The organism is Streptomyces sp. NPDC037126 (genome assembly GCF_055605965.1).
The window spans coordinates 51,361-72,322 of sequence record NZ_JBVJTD010000031.1; the positions used below are offsets into that span (position 1 = coordinate 51,361).

Annotated in this window: 13 protein-coding genes, 1 tRNA gene and 1 rRNA gene; 3 read left to right on the forward strand and 12 right to left on the reverse strand. The window is 70.5% G+C overall.

Annotated elements, in window-relative coordinates; all coding sequences use genetic code 11:
- Positions 1-166 precede the first annotated feature (166 nt).
- Both ACZ7FF_RS39460 and ACZ7FF_RS39465 read left to right on the forward strand, forming a co-directional pair.
- Positions 167-1,012, forward strand: coding sequence for an Fpg/Nei family DNA glycosylase (locus ACZ7FF_RS39460; protein ID WP_470818853.1), 846 nt, complete (start codon positions 167-169; stop codon positions 1,010-1,012).
- An 89-nt stretch (positions 1,013-1,101) separates the two neighbouring features.
- Complete coding sequence (locus ACZ7FF_RS39465) at positions 1,102-1,866, forward strand: SDR family NAD(P)-dependent oxidoreductase (protein WP_470818854.1); 765 nt, start codon at positions 1,102-1,104, stop codon at positions 1,864-1,866.
- 351 nt (positions 1,867-2,217) lie between these two features.
- Here ACZ7FF_RS39465 and ACZ7FF_RS39470 read toward each other — a convergent pair whose 3' ends face one another.
- From ACZ7FF_RS39470 to ACZ7FF_RS39510, 9 genes are all read right to left on the reverse strand, one after another.
- The gene (locus tag ACZ7FF_RS39470; RefSeq protein WP_470818856.1) at positions 2,218-2,688 is read right to left on the reverse strand and encodes a Dps family protein; all 471 of its coding nucleotides are present in this window, start codon (positions 2,686-2,688) and stop codon (positions 2,218-2,220) included.
- A 252-nt stretch (positions 2,689-2,940) separates the two neighbouring features.
- Complete coding sequence (locus ACZ7FF_RS39475) at positions 2,941-3,315, reverse strand: helix-turn-helix domain-containing protein (protein ID WP_030178264.1); 375 nt, start codon at positions 3,313-3,315, stop codon at positions 2,941-2,943.
- Positions 3,316-3,424: 109 nt separating this feature from the next.
- Positions 3,425-3,970 (reverse strand): CinA family protein, encoded by a 546-nt coding sequence (locus tag ACZ7FF_RS39480; RefSeq protein WP_470818858.1) that lies wholly within the window; start codon positions 3,968-3,970, stop codon positions 3,425-3,427.
- Complete coding sequence (pgsA, locus tag ACZ7FF_RS39485) at positions 3,967-4,755, reverse strand: CDP-diacylglycerol--glycerol-3-phosphate 3-phosphatidyltransferase (RefSeq protein WP_470818860.1); 789 nt, start codon at positions 4,753-4,755, stop codon at positions 3,967-3,969. The genes ACZ7FF_RS39480 and pgsA overlap by 4 nt, the downstream gene beginning before the upstream one ends.
- A complete protein-coding gene (gene rimO, locus ACZ7FF_RS39490; protein ID WP_470818862.1) occupies positions 4,752-6,224 on the reverse strand; it encodes a 30S ribosomal protein S12 methylthiotransferase RimO in 1,473 nt (490 codons plus the stop codon). The genes pgsA and rimO overlap by 4 nt, the downstream gene beginning before the upstream one ends.
- A gap of 92 nt (positions 6,225-6,316) precedes the next feature.
- Entirely contained in the window at positions 6,317-7,159 is an 843-nt protein-coding gene (locus ACZ7FF_RS39495) for a RodZ domain-containing protein (RefSeq protein WP_470818864.1), read from the reverse strand.
- Positions 7,160-7,438: 279 nt separating this feature from the next.
- Positions 7,439-10,168, reverse strand: coding sequence for a DNA translocase FtsK (locus ACZ7FF_RS39500; RefSeq protein ID WP_470818865.1), 2,730 nt, complete (start codon positions 10,166-10,168; stop codon positions 7,439-7,441).
- Between the two features lie 124 nt (positions 10,169-10,292).
- A complete protein-coding gene (locus ACZ7FF_RS39505) occupies positions 10,293-10,973 on the reverse strand; it encodes a response regulator (RefSeq protein ID WP_470818867.1) in 681 nt (226 codons plus the stop codon).
- A 274-nt stretch (positions 10,974-11,247) separates the two neighbouring features.
- Positions 11,248-16,704 (reverse strand): HAMP domain-containing protein, encoded by a 5,457-nt coding sequence (locus ACZ7FF_RS39510; RefSeq protein WP_470818869.1) that lies wholly within the window; start codon positions 16,702-16,704, stop codon positions 11,248-11,250.
- Positions 16,705-17,116: 412 nt separating this feature from the next.
- Between ACZ7FF_RS39510 and ACZ7FF_RS39515 the strand changes: the two genes are divergently transcribed.
- Positions 17,117-19,876: a SpoIIE family protein phosphatase gene (locus ACZ7FF_RS39515; RefSeq protein ID WP_470818870.1), complete on the forward strand. Its 2,760-nt coding sequence runs from the start codon at positions 17,117-17,119 to the stop codon at positions 19,874-19,876.
- A gap of 56 nt (positions 19,877-19,932) precedes the next feature.
- On the opposite strand, the gene ACZ7FF_RS39520 is transcribed toward ACZ7FF_RS39515, so the two are convergent.
- The 3 genes from ACZ7FF_RS39520 to rrf form a co-directional block, all read right to left on the reverse strand.
- Positions 19,933-20,008, reverse strand: a tRNA-Thr gene (locus tag ACZ7FF_RS39520).
- A gap of 85 nt (positions 20,009-20,093) precedes the next feature.
- A complete protein-coding gene (locus tag ACZ7FF_RS39525) occupies positions 20,094-20,756 on the reverse strand; it encodes a DegT/DnrJ/EryC1/StrS family aminotransferase (RefSeq protein WP_470818877.1) in 663 nt (220 codons plus the stop codon).
- Between the two features lie 115 nt (positions 20,757-20,871).
- Positions 20,872-20,962, reverse strand: a 5S ribosomal RNA gene (gene rrf / locus ACZ7FF_RS39530); the annotation flags it as partial.

Consider the following 20,962-nt stretch of genomic DNA (forward strand, 5'->3'; position numbering starts at 1 on the left):
TCGGCAACCCCGCCCCCGTCCACGCGGCCCGCCGCCCTCCTGGACGCCCACCCTCAGATCACGGTCGGCCCCCGGCCGGACGCCCCGCCACCGCGACGCCCTGCCCATCCCACTCCAACGCCCCCACCGCCCCGCCCCGGTCACCCCACCGTGGCACCCTTGACCCATGCCCGAAGGTGACACGGTCTGGCAGGCTGCGCGGCGGCTGCACGAGGCTCTCGCCGGCAAGGTGGTGACGCGCAGCGACTTCCGGGTGCCGAAGTACGCGACGGTTGATCTCACCGGCCGCAGGGTGCTGAGCACGATCCCGCGCGGCAAGCACCTGTTCACCCGGTTCGAGGGCGGCCTGAGCCTCCACACGCACCTGCGCATGGAGGGGGCGTGGAAGGTGTTCGGCACGGGCGAGCGCTGGCGGGGCGGACCGGCGTACCAGATCCGGGTGATCCTCGGCACCGTCGACCGCACGGCCGTCGGCTACCGCCTGCAGGTCCTGGAGCTGCTGCGCACGGCGGAGGAGGAAGGGGTGGTCGGGCACCTGGGACCCGACCTGCTCGGCCCGGACTGGGACCCCGAGCGCGCCCTGGCCAACCTGCTCGCGGACCCGGGCCGCCAGCTCGGCGAGGCCCTGCTCGACCAGCGCAATCTGGCCGGGATCGGCAACGTCTACAAGAGCGAGCTGTGTTTCCTGCTCGGCGTCACTCCCTGGCTGCCGGTAGGCGCACTCCCCGCGGACCGCGCCGAGAAGCTGCCCGCCCTCGCCAAGCGGCTGCTGGAGGCGAACCGCGACCGCCCGGTCCGGCAGACCACGGGTCTGCCGCGGCAGGACCTGTTCGTCTACGGCCGCGCACCCCGCCCGTGCCTGCGCTGCCACACCCCGGTCCGCGTGGCCGACCAGGGCGACGGCTCCCAGGAGCGCCCCACCTACTGGTGCCCGGCCTGCCAGACGGGCCCCGCCCCCGCCCCGGGAACGGCGCAGCGCTTCAGGGAGCGCTACCCCCGCCGGGCCGGCTGATCGGCCCACCAGGCGGGCATCCGCAGGTCCGGGCATTCGACGCGGCACGGCAATTGACGACCCGTCAGAAACGCTCGTACGGTCGCTGCATGCCCCTCACGGCGTACGACCTCACCGGACGCACCGCGTTCGTCACCGGAGCCGCCGGCGGCATCGGCCGGGCCTCCGCCGTTCTGCTCGCCGAGGCGGGCGCGACCGTGCACTGCGCCGACCGGGACGCGGACGGCCTGCGGAACACGGCCGAGCTGATCGGGAAACGCGGCGGCACGGCCCGTGTCCACGCCCTGGACGTCACCCACCGGGCGGCCCTCGCCGAGGCCGTCCGGTCCTGCGACCGTCTGGACGTGATGGCGGCGATCGCGGGGATCATGCACAGCAGTCCGGTCCTGGAGACCCGGGACGAGGACCTGGACCGGGTGCTGGACGTCAACTTCAGGGGCGTGCTGTACGCCTGTCAGGAGGCGGCCCGGCTGATGGTCGCCCGCGACATCCGGGGCAGCATCGTCACCATGGCCTCCGGCGCGGTCGACACCGGCGCACCGGGCCTGCTCTGCTACGGCGCCGCGAAGGCGGCCGTGGTCCAGCTGACCAAGACGCTGGCCACGGAGGTGGGCCGGCACGGCGTCCGGGTCAACGCGGTCGCGCCCGGCTGGGTCCGCACCCCCATGACCGACCGGCACGACCGCGAGGCGCAGGCGCACACCGAGACCGTGATGGCCCGGATGGCGCCCCTGGGGCGGGTCGGTGAGCCGGACGACGTGGCGCATGCGGTGCTGTACCTGGCGTCGGACGCCTCGGCGTTCACGACGGGTCAGATACTTCGCCCGAACGGGGGTGTGGCGATGCCCTGGTGACCTCCCCCGCCCGCCAGGCAGCCACCCAGCGCCCGGTGGAGAGGGCCCCGGCCGCGCGCCCCCTGGGCACACAGTGCACGGGCAGCACGCTCAGCCCCCACCCGCCGGCCGCGACGGCCCCTTCCAGCACGCCCGAGCCCTGTCCCAGGGCGAGCCGCAGCACGGCCCACCACCACACCGTCCCGAATCCCAGCGCCACCGTCCAGCGCGCTATCCGCCCCACCATGGCCGCCACCACCTCCTGCCGGACGCTAGACCGTCGCCTGTCCCGCGCGGGAGGCGCACCGCGGGCTCACGGATGCAGCGCCGGACCACATGGACGGCCGCTCGACCCGGGGGCCGCCGGAACCGCTACGCGTTCTCCGCCTGGAACATCCAGTGATGCTTCTCCAGGTCCGCGGTGATCCCGATGAGGAGGTCCTGGGTCACGGGGTCCGCGTCGCCGGTCGCGTTCACCCGCTCCCGCATCCTGGTGATCACCGCACCGAGGGCGTCCACCATCGCCCCCACCGCGTCGCCGTCCTTGATCCAGCCCGCCGGGGTGGTTCCGATGCCGCTGCGGGAGGCCACCGTGGCGGCACGTCCGTCGGGCGGGACACCGAGCGCCGAGGCCCGTTCGGCCACGGTGTCGGAGTGCGTGCGGGCGGAGTCGACGACCTCGTCGAGCTGGAGGTGGATGGAGCGGAAGCGGGGCCCGACGACGTTCCAGTGGATCTGCTTGGCGACCAGGGCGAGGTCCACCAGATCGACGAGGGCGCCCTGCAGCGCCTCGGACACGGTCTTCAGACCCGCGTCGGCCAAGGGGCTCTTCACGACGTACATCCGCTTCCTCCGGCGGTTCGGCGGCCATCACGTCCCTCCACCATGACCGGACCACCGGACACCGGCAAACGGAGCAAAGCGGAACCCCCGGCACCGGAGCGGGACCGTGCGAGCCGACGGCGCCGGGCCCTGCGAGGGCGGCTCGAAGGCGCCGTACGAGGGCAACACGAAACCCCGGCCACGCTCCCCGGATTCACCAGGGAGGCCCGGCCGGGGCCTCACACGTATCGGTTCTCTATGCCGCCGCGAAACTCAGGCGGCGACCACGTCCACTGCCTCGGCGGGCGCCTTGATGGTCACCCGTTCCGGTGGCACACCGGTCACCGAGACGGAACCCAGCATCGGACGGACCGGCGTGGGCACGGGCTCGGTGGCCGCGGCGGACTGCGCCAGCTCGGCGAGCGCCAGTTCGTCGCTCACTTCCCGCATGAGTTCCGACATCCGTACGTCCAGCGCGTCGCAGATGGCGGAGAGCAGCTCGGAGGAAGCCTCCTTCTGCCCCCGCTCCACCTCGGAGAGATAGCCGAGTGAGACTCGGGCGGACGAGGAGACTTCGCGCAGAGTACGGCCCTGGCGTTGGCGCTGCCGACGCAGCACGTCACCCAGCAGGCGACGGAGCAGAATCATCGGTGGCTCCCTCCTCGGACCGCGTAGCCGCATCCTTCACGCCCCACCGTACCGCCTTGCGCCGCGGCCGTGCGGGGAGCGATGTCGTGTTCACTCAGGGCTGCAAACATCAAAACCCCCCGTTCCGTTCCGTATCCTGTGCCCGCTCATTCCCGGTCTGTTCGCCCGCAAGCCGCTCCAGGAGCGCTGCGAGTACGCTCCGTACACTCTCCATACGAATTTCCGCACGGCTGCCGTTCAACCGCAGGGCCTCCACTTTTCCGCCACCGGCGGAACCGGAGAGGGTGGTGAGCGGCCCGTCGACGGCCACGAAGACCGTGCCGACCGGCTTGCCGTCCTGCGGGTCCGGGCCCGCGACCCCCGTGGTCGCGATGCCCCAGTCGGCGCCCAGGGCCTTGCGCACCCCGGCCGCCATCTCGGCCGCGACCTGCGGATCCACCGCTCCGCGCTGCGCCAGGAGAGTGGCGTCGACGCCCAGCAGCCGATGCTTCAGCTCGGTGGCGTAGGCGGTGACCGAGCCCAGGAACACCTTGGACGCTCCGGGCACGCCGGTGATCTCCGCCGCGACCAGGCCACCGGTCAGCGACTCGGCGACCGCGAGGGACTCACCCCTCACCGTCAGTAGTCGCACCACTTCGGTGGCCGGAGAACTCACGCTTCCTTCTCCTCCAACGCCGCCGCCCGCTCGGCGATTCCCTGTCGGCGCAGCACAATGGCTTGTCTCACGTAGTCGAGGCCCGTGACGACGGTGAGGACGACCGCCACGGCCATCACCCAGAACCTCAGGGTGGCCAGCCACCCCGTCAGTGCCAGCACGTACATCCCGACGGCGACGCCCTGGGTGAGTGTCTTGAGCTTGCCGCCGCGGCTGGCCGGGATCACGCCGTAGCGAATGACCAGAAAACGCAGCAGGGTGATGCCGAGTTCCCGGCCGAGGATGACGGCCGTCACCCACCAGGGCAGATCACCGAGGGCGGAGAGACAGATGAGCGCCGCTCCCATGATCGCCTTGTCGGCGATGGGATCGGCGATCTTCCCGAAGTCGGTGACGAGGTTGTAGGTACGCGCCAGGTGCCCGTCGAACAGGTCGGTGATCATGGCGACGGCGAAGGCCGCCCAGGCGAACGAGCGCCAGGCCGGGTTGTACCCGCCGTCCGCCAGCATCAGCGCCACGAAGCCGGGCACCAGGACCAGCCGCAGCATGGTCAGCAGATTGGCGACGTTCCACACGCTGGCCTGGTTGACGGCCGCGGCCGTGATCTTCCCGCCCCGTGCGGGCCTCGTGTCGGCCGTCGCGTCGGAGCCAGGAGCAGGAGCAGAGCCGGAGCCGGAGCCGGAGCCGGAGACCTCGGACGCCACGCCGTCAGCAGCGGCGGCGGAGCCCCGCGCGCCCTGCGCGCCGGAGGAGCCGCCCGCGGCGGATGCCGGGACTCCGGTCATCTGCCCGCCTCCTCACTACACGCGAGCGAGCCGGCCAGCGGCTCGGCCACCAGGTCGACACCCTCCGTACCGACCACCTTCGCCTCGACCATACGTCCGACGCTCAGGCCCGCGCCGCTCGTGAGCAGCACCTGGCCGTCCGTCTCCGGCGCCTGGTGCGCGGCGCGGCCGTACACACCCTCCTCGTCGTCCACGGACTCGACCAGGACGTGCACGGTCTCGCCGACACGCTCCTCGGCGCGCTGCGAGACGAGCTCCTCGGCCAGCCGGGACACCCGGGCCAGACGCTCGGCGACGACGTCCTCGTCGAGCTTGTTCTCGTAGGTCGCCGCCTCCGTGCCCTCCTCGTCGGAGTACCCGAAGACACCGATGGCGTCCAGGCGGGCGCCGTTCAGGAAGCGCTCCAGCTCGGCCAGGTCCGCCTCGCTCTCGCCGGGGAAGCCGACGATGAAGTTGGAGCGCACACCGGCCTGGGGAGCCTTGCCGCGGATGGTGTCGAGCAGCTCCAGGAAGCGGTCGGTGTCACCGAAGCGGCGCATGGCGCGCAGCACGCCGGGCGCGGAGTGCTGGAAGGACAGGTCGAAGTACGGGACGACCTTGGGGGTCGAGGTCAGGACGTCGATGAGTCCCGGGCGCATCTCGGCCGGCTGGAGGTAGCTGACCCGCACCCGCTCCAGGCCGTCGACCTCGGCCAGCTCCGGCAGCAGGGACTCCAGCAGGCGGATGTCGCCGAGGTCCTTGCCGTAGGACGTGTTGTTCTCGGAGACCAGCATGATCTCCTTCACACCCTGCTCGGCCAGCCAGCGCGTCTCGTTCAGGACGTCGCTCGGCCGGCGGGAGATGAAGGAGCCGCGGAAGGACGGGATGGCGCAGAAGGAGCAGCGCCGGTCGCAGCCGGAGGCGAGCTTGACCGAGGCGACCGGGGAGCCGTCCAGCCGGCGGCGCAGGGGCGCACGGGGACCGGAGGCGGGCGCCACGCCCTCGGGGAGGTCGGTCGGGCCGTGTCCGGGCAGCGCGACGGCGGCGGCCGATTCCTGGCGCTCGGCCGGGCTGATCGGCAGCAGCTTGCGGCGGTCGCGGGGGGTGTGGGCGGCGTGGATGCCGCCGGACAGGATGGTCCCCAGGCGGTCGGAGATGTCGGCGTAGTCGTCGAACCCGAGCACGCCGTCGGCCTCGGGCAGCGCCTCGGCCAGTTCCTTGCCGTACCGCTCGGCCATGCAGCCCACCGCCACGACGGCCTGGGTTCTGCCGTGACCCTTGAGGTCGTTGGCCTCCAGGAGGGCGTCGACGGAGTCCTTCTTGGCGGCCTCGACGAAGCCACAGGTGTTGACCACGGCGACGTCGGCGTCCGTGGCGTCCTCGACGAGCTGCCAGCCGTCCGCTTCCAAACGGCCTGCGAGCTCCTCGGAGTCCACCTCGTTACGGGCACAGCCGAGAGTGACGAGTGCGACGGTACGGCGTTCAGGCATGGGCTCAAGACTACTTTGTCTCACCGACAGCCCACGTCGACGGGGTTGGCCGATCTTGGCCAACCCCGTCACATGCGCTCCACCAGGGGGCGTCAGCCCGCTACGGGGTCGCCCTTGGTGTACGTGAGGCGCTCCACGGCGCCCGGCCGGAAGTTGTCGTCGATCTTCTTGCCGTTGACGTAGAGGTCGATCGCGCCGGCGTCACCGAGGATCAGGTTGATCTTGGTGCTGTCCTGGAAGGTCTTGGACTGGCCCTTGTCCAGCAGCCCGTCGAAGAGCATCCGGCCGTTGTGGTCCTTGGCCGAGATCCAGCTGCGCCCGTTCGGCGCGCTGACCTGGACGGTGACCTTGTCCTGGGGGGCGGCCGCGATGGCGCTGTCGGAGGGCTCGGGGGTCGGTGCGGCCGGCTTGTCCTTGGTCGGCGTGGGCGAGGCCGCTTTGCTGGTGGCGGGCGTGGAACCCTCGGCGACCTGCGACTTCGCGTCGCTGCCGCCGTTACCGCTCTTGAACGCGGTGAACCCGACGAAGCCGATCACCACGACGATCGCGGCGACCATGGCCGCGGTCCAGTTCGGGCCGCGCCGCTCCGGGCGGATGCGCTCGGCCTCGAACAGGGGCGCGGCCGGGGTGGGCGCGGGACGGCCGCCGTGCTCGGCGTCGTACTGGGCGATCAGCGGCTCGGGATCGAGATGCACGGCCCTGGCCAGCGTGCGGATGTGCCCGCGCGCGTACACGTCGCCACCACAGGGGGCGAAGTCGTCAGCCTCGATGGCGTGCACGATGGCGATGCGGACACGAGTGGCGCTGCTGACGTCGTCGACCGTGAGCCCGGCCGCGATCCGCGCCTGCTGGAGGGCACGGCCCACGGGGGTTCGGGCTTCCTGGGACTCGTCTTGGAAGGGACGCTCGTCTTCAGGGGAGTTGCCGATGGACACGGGGGCGCCTTTCGAGCGTGTAGCCACCTGTGCTGGAAGCTCAGTCTAGGGGGGGTACGAAAGGGTGGGGCAACCGGGCGGTCGGACTCTGTACGCCATCGGTATGGCCCGACAATCCGATGACTGGACAGGCGGCTACCCCGAATCGGGACGCCTACCTGCCCTCTCGCTCAACTGGACGTACGACAAAGGGAAACGGTTGCTCGCCGTTCGCTAACGGGTCGGTCACGGCGATCCGGCCGGCCGACGCAACCCACGCGCACCGGACGGCTCTTCGTACTATCCCTCGATATCCCCGCGAATCAGCGCGAGCACGCCGTCCAGCTCGTCGGGTTTCACCAGAACGTCACGCGCCTTGGAGCCCTCGCTGGGTCCCACGATGTTGCGGGACTCCATGAGGTCCATCAGCCGGCCCGCCTTGGCGAAGCCGACCCGCAGCTTGCGCTGGAGCATGGACGTCGACCCGAACTGGGTGGAGACGACCAGCTCGGCCGCCTGGCACAGCAGGTCGAGGTCGTCGCCGATGTCCTCGTCGATCTCCTTCTTCTGCTTGGTGCCGACGGTGACGTCTTCCCGGAAGACCGGCGCCATCTGGTCCTTGCAGTGCTGCACGACGACCGCGACCTCGGCCTCGGTGACGAAGGCGCCCTGCATACGGGTCGGCTTGTTCGCGCCCATCGGCAGGAAGAGGCCGTCACCCTTGCCGATCAGCTTCTCGGCGCCGGGCTGGTCGAGGATGACTCGCGAGTCGGCCAGCGAGGAGGTGGCGAAGGCGAGCCGGGAGGGAACGTTGGCCTTGATCAGACCGGTGACCACGTCGACCGACGGGCGCTGGGTGGCGAGCACCAGGTGGATGCCGGCCGCGCGGGCGAGCTGCGTGATGCGCACGATCGCGTCCTCGACGTCGCGCGGGGCGACCATCATCAGGTCGGCCAGCTCGTCCACGATCACCAGCAGGTACGGGTACGGCTGGAGCTCGCGCTCGCTGCCCTCCGGCGGCTTGACCTTGCCCTCGCGCACCGCGCGGTTGAAGTCGTCGATGTGCCGGTAGCCGTAGGCGGCCAGGTCGTCGTACCTGAGGTCCATCTCGCGCACGACCCACTGGAGGGCCTCGGCGGCCCGCTTGGGGTTGGTGATGATCGGCGTGATCAGGTGCGGGATGCCCTCGTAGGCGGTCAGCTCGACCCGCTTGGGGTCGACCAGGATCATCCGGACGTCCTCCGGGGTCGCCCGCATCATGATCGAGGTGATCAGGCAGTTGATGCAGGACGACTTGCCGGAACCGGTGGCACCGGCGACCAGCATGTGCGGCATCTTCGCCAGCGAGTGCATGACGTACCCGCCCTCGACGTCCTTGCCGAAGGCGACCAGCATCGGGTCGTCGTCCTCGGCGGACTCCGCGAGGCGCAGCACGTCGCCGAGGTTGACCATCTCGCGGTCGGTGTTCGGGATCTCGATGCCGACCGCGGACTTGCCGGGGATGGGGCTGATGATCCGCACGTCCGGGCTGGCCACCGCGTACGCGATGTTCTTGGTCAGCGCGGTGATCCGCTCGACCTTCACGGCGGGCCCGAGCTCCACCTCGTAGCGGGTGACCGTCGGGCCGCGGGTGAAGCCGGTGACGGCCGCGTCGACCTTGAACTCGGTGAAGACCTGGGTGAGCGAGGCGACGACCGCGTCGTTGGCGGCACTGCGCACCTTGCCGGGGCCGCCGCGTTCGAGGAGGTCCAGGGAGGGCAGTGCGTAGGTGATGTCCCCGGACAGCTGGAGCTGCTCCGCGCGCGGGGGCAGGTCGCGGGGCTCCTCGGGGGCCTTCTTGGTGAGGTCGGGGACGACGCCGTCGGACTTGAGCTTCTCCTGCTTGGGGCGCGCGGCCGGGACCGGCGTCGCAGCGGGGGCGGGGGCCGCCGCCGGGGCAGGCACCGGGGTGGTCTCCTCGCGGTCGCCGACGCTGACGCCCTGGGTGAGGTCGGCGACGAGCGCGGAGGGCGGCATGCCGTGCAGGACGGCGCCGTCGAGCGCGGCGGCGGCGGCCGCCGCCACGTCCACGGCGTCCATCTGCCGCTGCGGATCGGGCTGGGGCACCGCGGAGCGCCTGGGGCGGCCGCGGCGCTGCGAGAGCGCCTCCTGCTCGGCACCGTCGGGGTCGTACGCCTGGGGGGCGCTCCGGCGCCCACGGGGGCGCGCAGGCAGCGCTTCGCGCCACTGCTCCTCGTAGCGCTCGTCGTCCTCGCCGAAGTCGTCCGCCTCGTGGTCGTGCAGCACGCCCAGGCGCACGCCGAGCGCCCGCAGCCGCTGCGGGATGGCGTTGACCGGGGTGGCGGTCACCACCAGCAGCCCGAAGACGGTCAGCAGCACCAGGAGGGGGACGGCGAGCACCTCGGTCATGGCGTAGGTCAGCGGGGTCGCCACGGCCCAGCCGATCAGGCCGCCGGCGTCCCTTATGGCCTGCATGCCGTCGCTGCGGGCGGGCGAGCCGCACGCGATGTGGACCTGGCCGAGCACGCCGACGACCAGCGCGGACAGGCCGATCACGATCCGCCCGTTCGCCTCCGGCTTCTCCGGGTGCCGGATGAACCGTACGGCGATCACCGCGAGCAGTATGGGCACCAGCAGGTCGAGCCGGCCGAAGGCGCCGGTGACGAGGATCTCCACCAGATCGCCGACGGGCCCCTTCAGATCGGCCCAGGTGCCGGCGGCGACGATCAGCGCGATGCCGAACAGCAGCAGCGCGACGCCGTCCTTGCGGTGGGCCGGGTCGAGGTTCCGCGCGCCCTGCCCTATGCCGCGGAAGACGGCGCCGACGGCGTGCGCGAGACCGAGCCAGAGGGCGCGCACGAGCCGGTACACGCCCCCGGTGGGACTCGGTGCCGGCCTGGGCGCGGCCTTCTTCGCCACGGCCTTCTTGGCGGGCGCCTTCTTGGCCGGGGCCTTCCTCGCCGGAGCCTTCGCGGGAGCGGCCGCCTTCTTCGCGGGCTGCTTCTTGGCTGCGGAGGGACGTGAGGCCATGAGTGTGAGGTTACCGGGGGAGACGACAGCGGACACGTGTGCCCACAGCTTCACCCGTTCGTGTCGCCCTTGGCGGGGCGCAGAACTGACGCACGTTCACCGGCAACTCCGCCCCGCCCACGCGTCAGTTCTTCGACGGCACCGACGAACCGTTGGCGCCGGCGCCCGGCTCCAGGGCGTCGAGCGCGCGGCGTAGCCCGGTGAGTTTGCGTTCCAGATGGGCGGCCGTGGCCACCGCGGCCGCGTCCGCCGAATCGTCGTCCAGCTGCTTGGACAGCGCCTCGGCCTGCTCCTCGACGGCCGCGAGCCGCGCGGACAGCTCGGCGAGCAGCCCGGCCGACTCCTTGCCGCCGACCGCGCCCTTGCCGCCGCCCTCCAACTGGAGCCGCAGCAGCGCCGCCTGCTCACGCAGCTGGCAGTTCTTCATGTACAGCTCGACGAAGACCGAGACCTTCGCGCGCAGCACCCACGGGTCGAACGGCTTGGAGATGTAGTCCACCGCGCCCGCCGCGTAGCCCCGGAAGGTGTGGTGCGGGCCGTGGTTGATCGCCGTGAGGAAGATGATCGGGATGTCCCGGGTCCGCTCGCGCCGCTTGATGTGCGCCGCCGTCTCGAACCCGTCCATGCCCGGCATCTGGACGTCCAGCAGAATGACCGCGAAATCGTCCGTGAGCAGTGCCTTGAGCGCTTCCTCCCCGGACGATGCCCGCACCAGCGTCTGATCGAGCGCAGAGAGGATGGCCTCCAGCGCCAGCAGATTCTCCGGCCGGTCATCGACCAGGAGGATCTTGGCCTTCTGCACCATGGCCCGCCCTCCTCGCCCCGGCGGTACACCGGGCGCCGCCCCAGGGGACGACTCCCTTTCGCCGCCCGTCCTTGTGCCGGTCATCGTAGCCGCACCCCGCCTGTCGCCACACCCTGTCACCGCGATGTCACTGTGCACATAGCAGAAACGTGGGAGGAACCCGGATGGTTCCCGGAATCCCACGTTCCCACACGTCCGCAGCCACCTTATGCGGGCAACTCCCCGTGCACGACGGCGGTTCCCCCGGTGTTCACATTCCGGTCCGCCGATCCCGTCACTTCCCACGCATCCACTGCTGCATGACGGCCAGCAGATGGTCCGGGTCGACCGGTTTCGTCACATAGTCGGACGCACCCGACTCGATCGCCTTCTCCCGGTCGCCCTTCATCGCCTTGGCGGTCAGCGCGATGATCGGCAGACCCGCGAACTGCGGCATCCTGCGGATCGCCGTGGTCGTCGCGTAGCCGTCCATCTCGGGCATCATGATGTCCATCAGCACCACCGCCACGTCGTCGTGCTGCTCCAGGACCTCGATGCCCTCGCGGCCGTTCTCGGCGTACAGCACCGACAGCCCGTGCTGCTCCAGGACGCTGGTGAGCGCGAACACGTTGCGGATGTCGTCGTCGACGATCAGCACCTTCTCGCCGCCGAAACGCACCGCGCGCGCCGACTGCGGTGTGCTGTCCTGCTCGAGCGCCGCCCACTGCTCGGTGCGCTGCTCGCCCTGCGGCAGGCTGCGCCGGCGCCGCCGGAAGAGCGCCGCGGGACCGTTCTGCGTCTCCCGGTACGACTTCACCTCGGCCGGCGTCTCGATCTCCACCGCGGACAGCTCCAGGGACCGCTCGGCCTCGGAGGCGACCAGCTCGCCGGCCTCCAGCGGGGCCACCGACTGCTGGTAGCCCTGCGGCGGCAGCTCGGTCGGGTGCAGCGGCAGGTACAGAGTGAACGTGGAGCCGCGGCCCGGCTCGCTCTGCGCGTGGATCTCACCGCCGAGCAGCTGCGCGATCTCCCGCGAGATCGACAGGCCGAGGCCGGTGCCGCCGTACTTGCGGCTGGTGGTGCCGTCCGCCTGCTTGAACGCCTCGAAGATCACCCGCATCTTGCTGGCCGCGATGCCGATGCCGGTGTCGGTCACGGAGAACGCGATCAGCTCGCCGTCCGGGTCGGTCAGCGCACCGGCCTCCAGCAACTGCTCGCGGATCTTGTGCGGCACGTTGGCCCCGGCGGGCCGGATCACCAGCTCCACCGACCCGGAGTCGGTGAACTTGACGGCGTTCGACAGCAGGTTGCGCAGCACCTGCAGCAGCCGCTGTTCGTCGGTGTGCAGGGTCGCGGGCAGCTCCGGGGACACCCGCACCGACAGATCCAGGCCCTTCTCCGCGGTCAGCGGACGGAAGGTGGCCTCCACGTAGTCCACGAGCTGCACGAGCGCGATGCGCGTCGGCGAGACGTCCATCTTGCCCGCCTCGACCTTCGACAGGTCGAGGATGTCGTTGATCAGCTGGAGCAGGTCGGAACCGGCACCGTGGATCGTCTCCGCGAACTCGACCTGCTTGGGCGAGAGGTTGCCCTCGGCGTTGTCGGCGAGCAACTTGGCCAGAATCAGCAGCGAGTTGAGCGGGGTGCGCAGCTCGTGCGACATGTTGGCCAGGAACTCGCTCTTGTAGCGCATCGACACCGCGAGCTGCTCGGCGCGCTCCTCCAGGACCTGCCGCGCCTCCTCGATCTCGGTGTTCTTCACCTCGATGTCGCGGTTCTGCCGGGCCAGCAGCTCGGCCTTCTCCTCCAGTTCGGCGTTGGAGGCCTGCAGCGCCTTCTGCCGGTTCTCCAACTCGGCCGAACGCTCACGCAGTTGTTCGGTCAGCTCCTGCGACTGCTTCAGCAACTGCTCGGTCTTGGTGTTGACCGAGATCGTGTTGACGCTCGTCGCGATCATCTCGGCGATCTGGTTGAGGAAGTCCTTCTGGATCTGCGTGAACGGCGTGAAGGAGGCCAGCTCGATCACGCCGAGCACCTTGCCCTCGAACAGCACCGGCAGCACGATCACCTGCGCGGGCGGAGCCTCGCCGAGCCCCGAGGAGATCTTCAGGTAACCGCTGGGCGCGTTCTCCACGAGGATCGCGCGCTTCTCCTCGGCGGCCGTGCCCACCAGCGCCTCACCGGGCTGGAACGACGTCGGCATGGAGCCCATCGAGTAGCCGTACGAGCCCAGCATCCGCAGCTCGTAGTCGTCCTCGCCGCCGGCGACGTCCTTGCCCTCCATGAGCGGCATCGCCACGAAGAACGCGCCGTGCTGCGCGGAGACCACCGGAGTCAGCTCGCTCATGATCAGCGAGGCCACGTCCTCCAGGTCCCGGCGGCCCTGCATGAGGGCGGAGATACGGGCCAGGTTGCCCTTGAGCCAGTCCTGCTCCTTGTTGGCGATCGTGGTGTCACGCAGGTTGGCGATCATCTTGTTGATGTAGTCCTGCAGCTCCTGGATCTCGCCGGACGCGTCGACGTCGATCTTCAGGTTCAGGTCGCCACGGGTCACCGCGGTCGCCACGCGCGCGATGGCACGCACCTGCCGGGTCAGGTTCCCGGCCATCTCGTTCACCGACTCGGTCAGGTCCCGCCAGGTGCCGTCGACGTCCCGCACGCGCGCCTGACCGCCCAGCTGCCCCTCGGTGCCCACCTCACGGGCCACCCGGGTGACCTCCTCGGCGAAGCTGGACAACTGGTCGACCATCGTGTTGATCGTCGTCTTCAGTTCGAGGATCTCGCCGCGGGCGTCGATGTCGATCTTCTTCGTCAGATCACCCTTGGCGATGGCCGTCGTGACCATCGCGATGTTGCGCACCTGACCGGTCAGGTTGGACGCCATCTGGTTCACGGACTCGGTGAGGTCCTTCCAGGTGCCCGCCACACCCGGCACATGCGCCTGGCCGCCCAGGATGCCGTCCGTGCCCACCTCACGGGCCACCTTGGTGACCTGGTCGGCGAACGAACTCAGCGTCTTGACCATCGTGTTGATCGTGTCGGCGAGCTGGGCGACCTCGCCGCTCGCCTCGATCGTCACCTGACGCGTCAGGTCACCGTTGGCGACCGCCGCCGCCACCTGCGAGATGTTCCGCACCTGCATGGTCAGGTTGTTGGCCATGAGGTTCACGTTGTTGCTCAGGTCCTTCCAGATGCCCGTGACACCCGGCACATGCGCCTGGCCGCCCAGGATGCCCTCGGTGCCCACCTCACGGGCCACCCGGGTCACCTGCTCGGCGAAGCTGGACAGCTGGTCGACCATCGTGTTGACCGTCGTGACGAGCTCAAGGATCTCGCCCTTCGCGTCAACAGTGATCTTCTTGGATAGATCACCCTTGGCGACCGCGGTCGTGACCTCGGCGATGTTGCGCACCTGGATCGTCAGGTTGTTCGCCATGAAGTTCACGGACTGCGTGAGGTCCTTCCAGGTGCCGGAGACACCCTGCACCTCGGCCTGACCCCCGAGGATGCCCTCCGTGCCCACCTCACGGGCCACCCGCGTGACCTCCTGGGCGAACGACGACAGCTGGTCGACCATCGTGTTCAGGGTGTTCTTCAGCTCCAGGATCTCCCCGCGCGCGTCCACGGTGATCTTCTGGGAGAGGTCACCGCGGGCCACCGCGGTGGCGACCTGGGCGATGTTGCGCACCTGGGCCGTCAGGTTGCCGGCCATGCCGTTCACGGAGTCCGTCAGGTCCCGCCACACACCCGCGACCCCGGGCACCTGCGCCTGGCCACCGAGGCGGCCCTCCGTACCCACGTCCCGCGCCACCCGGGTCACCTGGTCGGCGAAGGCGGACAGCTGATCAACCATGGTGTTGATCGTGTTCTTCAGCTCAAGGATCTCGCCACGGGCGTCCACGTCGATCTTCTGCGACAGGTCGCCGTTGGCCACCGCCGTCGTCACCTGGGCGATGTTGCGCACCTGAGAGGTCAGGTTGCCCGCCATGAAGTTGACGGAGTCCGTCAACTCCTTCCAGGTGCCCGAGACGCCGTCCACGCGGGCCTGACCGCCGAGGCGGCCCTCCGTGCCCACGTCCCTGGCCATCCGGGTCACCTGGTCCGCGAAGGACGACAGCTGGTCCACCATCGTGTTCACGGTGTTCTTCAGCTGAAGCATCTCGCCGGAGACGTCGACCGTGACCTTCTGCGAGAGATCACCGTTGGCCACCGCCGTGGTCACCTGGGCGATGTTGCGCACCTGCCCGGTGAGGTTGCGGAACGCCGTGTTGACGGAGTCGGTCAGGTCCTTCCAGGCACCGGCCGCGCCCGGCACCTGCGCCTGGCCGCCGAGCTCACCCTCGACACCGATCTCCCGCGCGACCCGCGTCACCTCGGCACCGAACGCCGACAGTTGGTCCACCATCCCGTTGACGGTGTTCTTCAGCTCCAGCATCTCGCCGGCCACGTCCACCGTGACCTTCTGCGACAGATCACCGCTGGCCACCGCGGTCGTCACGGCGGCGATGTCCCGCACCTGCGTGGTCAGGTTCCGGAACACCGTGTTGACCGAGTCCGTCAGGTCCTTCCAGGTGCCGGCCGCGCCCGGCACGTTCGCCTGGCCACCGAGCCGCCCCTCCGCGCCGACCTCGTTGGCCACGCGCGTGACCTCGTCCGCGAAGATCCGCAGCGTCTCGGTCATCTGGTTGATCGTCTCCGCAAGCTGCGCCACCTCGCCGCGCGCCGGGACGGTCACCTTCTGTGACAGATCACCGCTGGCGACCGCGGTCGTGACCTGAGAGATCCCGCGCACCTGGGCCGTCAGGTTGCCCGCCATCGTGTTGACGGAGTCGGTCAGCTCCTTCCACACGCCGGCCACCCCGGGCACCTGCGCCTGACCGCCCAGGATGCCCTCGGTGCCCACCTCCCGGGCCACCCTGGTGACCTCCGAGGAGAAGGACGACAGCTGGTCCACCATCGTGTTGACGGTGTTCTTCAGCTCCAGCATCTCGCCCGCGACATGGACGGTGACCTTGCGTGACAGATCACCCTTGGCGACCGCCGTCGTCACCAGGGCGATGTCCCGCACCTGCGCGGTCAGCCGGTACGCCATCGTGTTGACGGACTCGGTCAGGTCCTTCCACGAACCGGACATGCCGCGCACCCGGGCCTGACCGCCGAGCTTGCCCTCGGTGCCGACCTCACTGGCCACGCGCGTGACCTCGTCGGTGAAGTTCGACAACTGGTCGACCAGGTTGTTGACGGTACGGCCGACCTTCAGGAACTCGCCCCGCAGCGGGTGCCCGGTGCCGCCGTCCGGCGCCTGCGTCCGCAGCTCCATCCGCGGCGACAGATCGCCCTCCGCGACCGCCGTGAGCACCCGGCTGACCTCGGACACGGGCCAGACCAGGTCGTCGACCAACGCGTTCGAAGCGTCGATCGCCGTCGCCCAGGAGCCCTCGGAGGCCCCCGTCTCCAGCCGCTCGGTCAGCTTGCCCTCGCGCCCCACCATGCGGCGCACCCGCGACAGCTCACCGGTCAGGTGCAGGTTGCGGTCGGCCACCTCGTTGAAGACCGCCGCGATCTCCGACATCACGCCGTCCCCGGACACCGTGAGCCGCTTGCGGAAGTTCCCGTCGCGCATCGACACGAGAGCCGCCAGCAGACGGTTCAGGGCAGCGGTGTCCACCTCGGTGGTCCCGCCGCTCCTGCCCAGGGACGGTCCGCCCTTCGCGCGCGTCTTCGTGCCACGCGTCGCTGCGCCAGACTCCACTGTGTCCCTCCCGGGGGGATCGACCCTTACTGCCGTGTACGGCCGCTTCGGCCCGGCACGCCACTCCTCGACGCACCGGCTCCTTCCGCGTACCCGTTACTGCTGGGTATTTCTGCCAGACGAGATCCGGCCGCACCAGGGGCTGCTGCCCGCCGTACACGGAACACACGCACCCCGACCCGACCTTCATCAGAAGCTTGCCCAGTGTTTCACCCTGCCCGAACCAGGCCATAACAGTTCGGCAGCTTCGCACACCGTCCGCACACCCTGGGGGCGTAAACACCGGCGACCGGCATCCGCTCGGACCGCGAAGGTAAGTAACCTTGCATGCGGCTGTCCAGCCGCACCGGCTCCGACCCGGCCTGGGCGGTGGCACGAGAACGAGCGGGCATCGGAGGGGCGGCCGCAGACCATGACCACGGGAGTGATCCCCGGGGGACAGCCCCCGGAGCCACAGCCGACGGGCGCGCCCATGCCGCAGCAGCGGCGCGAGCCCGCCGGCCACGCAGCCCTGCACGTCGACAACCGGCCGAGGAGTTCTGTGATCACCGCGCGCGCGGCCGCCACCTTCGAGCCCGTCGGGCGATCGGTCGCGACCGCCCGGTCCTTCGTCCGCGACACCCTCCAGGGGTGGGGCTTCGCCGACATCGTCGACGACGCCGTCGTCCTCACCAGCGAGCTGGTGACCAACGCGGTCGTCCACGCGGGCACGCACGCGGAGGTGCTGTGCCTGCGCACCGAGGACGGTGTGCGCATCGAGGTCGCCGACCGCTACCCCGAGCGCGAGGTCCCCCTCCAGAACTCCGCCTCCCCCATGGGCAGCCCCGACCGCGAGGGCGGCCGCGGCCTCCAGCTGTGCGCGGCCCTGGCCACCCGCTGGGGCGTCGACTACACGCCGACCCACAAGCACGTCTGGTTCCAGCTCAACCTGCCCGAACGTCCGGTCGGCACCCGCACGGCCGGCCCCTCCCTGCCCGCCGAGCTGCTCCCCCTGGCCGACGGCCGGGTCCGCGTCGCCGTCCTCCAGGTCGACCGCAAGGGCGCCGTCACCGCCTGGAACGAGGACGCGGAGGAACTCTTCGGCTACCCGGCCGCCGAGGTCATCGGCAAGGCCCTCACCGAACTCGCGGCCTGGCCGCACACCCCCGGCACCGGCACCGGCGTCGCCGAGGCCCTCCAGCTCTCCCGCTGGGAGGGCAGCTACGGCATCCGCGGCGCCGACGGCCGGGTGATCCACGTGTACGCCTCCCACCTCAGGGTCCGCGACACCGGCGGGGAGCCCTCCACCGTCTGCCTCCTGGTCCGCGACCACGAGCGCGCCGTCCTGCAGACGCCGTCGCGCGTCCCCGCCGGCGACCAGACGTCCGCCTCCGACGGGCAGAACACGGACCCCTTCGAGGTCTTCATCGGCTCCCCCGCCCCCGACGACCTCGACGGCCTGCTCCAGCGCACGGTGGAGCGCGCCCGCGACATGCTCGACGGCGACTCCGCGTTCCTGCTGCTGGCCACCGACGACGAGACCGAACTGGAGGTCCGCGCCTCCACCGGCCTGCCCTCCGCCCGCCAGCGCTTCGCGCGCGTGCCCGTCGAGGCGGGCCCCGGCCGCTACGGCTCGGCCCGCATGCCGGCCGTCCACGACGACCTGTCGGCCGTGCCCGGCGCCGTGCCCCTTCTGGGCGGCACCGGCATGCGCTCGGTCGTCACGGTCCCGCTGAAGGTCGAGGGCCGCCTCACCGGCTCCCTCGGCGTCGCGGCCGAGGCACCCGGCAGATACTCCAACGAGGAGGCGCTGCGACTGCAGTTCGCCGCAGACCGCATCGCCCTGGCCGTCGAGTCCGCCCGCCTGGGCGAGCTGGAGCGGCTGCGCCGCGGCTCCCTGAGCTTCCTGGTCGAGGCATCCGACCTCCTGGCCGGCACCCTGGACCGCGACCAGACCCTCGCCCTCATGGCCCAGATGACGGTCCCCACCCTGGCCACCTGGTGCGCCGTCTACACGATCGCCGACCAGGCCTCGGAGCCGTACCTGTCGTACGTCCTGCACGAGGACGAGGAACTCATCGACGGCATCAAGTCGTTGTTGTCGAAGATCTCCCCGCCCGACCCGGTGCCGACGCCCGGCGCCCGCGTCTGGACGGTTCCGGGCGAGGTCGCCCACCAGGCCGCCCTGCGCACCTCCATGCGCAGCCTCGGACTGACCGGCGGCCCCACGCACCAGGTCACCGCCGGTATCGGGCCGACCCTCGCGACGGCCTCCGCCGTCGGCGGCGAGACGGTCGTCCTGCCGCTCGTCGCCCGCAACCGCGTCATCGGCATGCTGGTCCTCGGCAAGCCCACCGACGAACACTTCCGCCAGGAGATCCTGGAACTGGCCGAGGACCTCTCCCGCCGGGCCGCCCTCGCCCTGGACAACGCCCGCCTCTACTCGGAGCGCACGGCCATCAGCCAGGCCCTCCAGCGCAGCCTGCTGCCGCCCGGCACCCCGCACATCGACGGCGTCGAGGTGGAGGTCATCTACCGCGCGGCCGGCGAGGGCAACGAGGTCGGCGGCGACTTCTACGACCTCTTCCCCATCGGCAACGGCGCGTACGGCTTCGCCATCGGCGACGTCTGCGGTACGGGCCCCAACGCCGCGGCGGTCACCGGCCTCGCCCGGCACGCCCTGCGCCTGCTGGCCCGCGAGGGCCTCAGCGGTCCGGCGGTCCTCGAACGTCTGAACTCGGCCATCCTCGACGAGGGCGACCGCAGCCGCTTCCTCACCCTCCTGTACGGCGAGATGCGGCTCCAGGAGGACGGCAGCGCCGAGCTGAAGGTGGTCTGCGCCGGTCACCCGCTCCCGCTGCGCCTGCGCCAGGACGGCACGGTGACGGCCGCGGCCGAACCGCAGCCGCTGCTGGGCGTCATCGAGGACCTGGAGCTCTACGAGCAGACGGTCACCCTCGACCCCGGTGATGTGCTCCTCTGCGTCACGGACGGCGTCACCGAACGCCGTGAGGGCACACGCATGCTGGGCGACGACGGCCTCGCCGACGTCCTCACCACGTGCACGGGCCTGACCGCGGGTGCCGTCGCGGCACGCATCATGCGTGCGGTGGAACGCTTCGCTTCTGACGCCCCGTCGGACGACATGGCGATTCTGGCCATGCGGGTCCCGGAAATCCACCAGGAGATCTGAGGAAGGCGCTCGGAGACATGAAAAAGGCCCCACCCGGAAGGGTGAGGCCTTTTCTGTGGAGCCCCCAAACGGAATCGAACCGTTGACCTTCTCCTTACCATGGAGACGCTCTGCCGACTGAGCTATAGGGGCCTGTTGCTCTTTGAGGTTTCCCTCGCGGCGACGAAGAAACTGTACCCCGAACTGGCCCGACTTCCCAAATTCGTTCGGTGACCGTTCAGAAGGCGGGCTGGAGCAGTCCGCCGAGTGCGTTGCAGGCGGCGGCGATCCGCTGCATCTCCCGCTTGGTGAGCGAGGCGTCCACGGGCAGCGCGAGCGTCTCGTCGGCAGCCAGCTCGGTCTGCGGCAGCGACACGTACCGACGGAACTCCGGCAGCCGGTGCACGGGCGTCTTCACCGGCACCCGGCAGTCGACTCCCCTGGTCCGCAGGGCGCGTGCGAAGGCGTCCCGGTCCGGCCGGCCGTTGCCCGGCACCCGCACGACGTACTGCTGGTAGGTGTGGCCGTCCCCGCCGTCCGGCGTCCGAACGCCCTTCAGTCTGCCGTCGAGGTAGGCGGCCCGCTCCCTGCGCTGCGCCATCTCGTCGTACGGCGCCTCGGACTCGCCCTGCTCGAGCACCAGGAGCTCGTGCCGCTGCCCGAGCGTGTGCAACCGCCCGATGTCGGCCCGCCGTCCGAAGCGGTGGACCACAACGACGGCCGCGGTGCGAGGAGTTATGGCCGCCTCGACCGACTCCGGGGCGAGGCAGTAGGTCACCGGATCTATGTCGGCGAACACCGGGAGCGCGCCGGCCAGGGTGACCGCCTCGGCCACCTCGACGTTCCCGAAGGCCGGTACGACGACCTCGTCACCGACTCCGACGCCGGCGGCCCTGAGCATTGCAGCAGTACCCATGTGCTGGATGCTCGGCGCGCAACGTGAACGACACGTTACGCAGAACAAAAAAAGGCCGGACCCCGAACCGAAGTTCAGGATCCGACCTTTTTGAATAATTGTTCGGCGGTGTCCTACTCTCCCACAGGGTCCCCCCTGCAGTACCATCGGCGCTGTGAGGCTTAGCTTCCGGGTTCGGAATGTAACCGGGC